General features: G+C 68.6%; 2 protein-coding genes. One reads left to right on the forward strand and one right to left on the reverse strand.

From position 1 onward, the window contains the following. Positions 1-485 precede the first annotated feature (485 nt). Positions 486-1100: a dihydrofolate reductase family protein gene (locus ACGFI8_RS47965; protein ID WP_392815812.1), complete on the reverse strand. Its 615-nt coding sequence runs from the start codon at positions 1098-1100 to the stop codon at positions 486-488. Between the two features lie 223 nt (positions 1101-1323). Here ACGFI8_RS47965 and ACGFI8_RS47970 point away from each other — a divergent pair, with 223 nt between their 5' ends. Beyond that, positions 1324-1584, forward strand: coding sequence for a sigma factor (locus tag ACGFI8_RS47970; protein ID WP_392815814.1), 261 nt, complete (start codon positions 1324-1326; stop codon positions 1582-1584). Positions 1585-1684 lie beyond the last annotated feature (100 nt).

Genomic DNA, 1684 nt, shown 5'->3' on the forward strand with positions numbered 1-1684 from the left:
CTCCGAACGGACCTGCCGCCGGATGATGGCCGACATCATGGAACGCCTCGGCGCCCGCAGCCGCTTCGAGGCCGGCCTGCTCGCCGCCCGCGCCGACTGGCTCTGAACCCGGCTCGGCGCGCGAGGCGTGACGCAATCCCATGCGCGCCGACAACTTGACAGCAGCCGCCCCGGCTCCTGACCGGAACCAGGGCGGCTGCCCTCTCATCGATCGGGTCAGAAACCGGCCCACAGCCCGCCGGCGGGCCACATCAGCGCGCCGCCGGTGAGGCTGCCGCCGCCCGTGGCTACGACCGGGCCGAGGTCGACACGTTCGTCCAGAAGGCCAACGACGCCATCGCGTCCGACGACCCGACCCGACGGGCCAAGGCCCAAGCCGATGCCCAGGCGGACAGCTTCCGGGTGGCCCTACGCGGGTACAACCGGCAGGAGGTCGACCACTACCTGCGGTGGCGCCGATGCGGCCATCCTCCCCGCGAAGGCGGCTATTTCCCTCCGGGTACCTGGTCCGTGACCTCGTCGTAGCCGACCTTGGCGGGTGCCGCGGTCGGCGAGTAGATCACGCGGATCACGCCCGTCGGAAACGCCTCCGTCGCCGTCATTCTCAAGTGGTACGGCGCGTCGCCGTCATCGAACAGCTTGCGGCCTTTCCGCGCCGCCACCGGATGCACCAGCAGGCGCAGCTCATCGACCAGCCCCTCGGCGAGCAGTTGCTGCACCACGGAGATCGACCCGGGGATGAGGATGCCCCTGATGCCGTCATCGGCCTTGAGCGAGGCGACGGCATCGAGGAGATCGCCCTTGATCAGCTCGGAGTTGCGCCAGGAGAACTCCAGGGGCTGGCGCGAGACGACCACCTTGCGCACGTCCCCGAGTTGCTTGGCGAACGGTGCGTCGTCCCCACCCGCGGCCTCGCGGCCGGGCCAGGCTCCGGCGAAGCTGTCGTAGGTCTCGCGGCCGATGAGCAGCACATCAGCGGTGTCATAGTCCTCCCCGACGGCGCGGCCCATGTTCTCGTCGAAGTACGGGAAGTGCCAATCGGGGTCGATCTCGGCCACACCGTCGGCCGAGATGAACAGCGTGGAGATGACCTTTGCCATCGCGGTGATCCCTTCGAGTCAGGTGGTGTCGGTAGGTAGACCGGCGCAATGGTGGAGATCGGCATGGACAAGAGCCACCACGGTGGTGTTCTCAGCCCCACTGCTGCCGCTCGACGGGTTCGTTCGGCCGATCCACCGTTGACGACAGAACAGCTGCTGGACGACGGAACAGCTGCTGCGTGCCCGCGATCGTCTCCCCACCGGTGATCCTGACCGTGAAGCGTTGCAGACGCAGGCCATCCTCGGCATGGTGCCGCTGACCGACCGGCTGGCACAATGCTACGCAGGGCGCGGCGAACGCGTCGAAGACCTGGCGCAGGTCGCCGCGCTGGCGCTGGTCAAAGCCGTCGACGGCTACGACCCGGACCGGCTCGCACCCTTCCAAGCCGCGGCCAGCGACCTCGAACAGCTGCGCGGACGCACCCCCACACCCGTCGAGCTCGCCACGTATCTGCGTGTCGAGATCGACCTACGCACCGGCTGACCCTCGGTTGGGCAGGGCGAGGCGGAAGATGGTTTTCCAGACGCTGGCGGTCTGGTGGGCGAGGGAGCCGGTGTTGTATCGCAGCCCGAATCGTTCGCAG

The organism is Dactylosporangium sp. NPDC048998 (assembly GCF_043197855.1).
Classification (GTDB): Bacteria; Actinomycetota; Actinomycetes; order Mycobacteriales; family Micromonosporaceae; genus Dactylosporangium.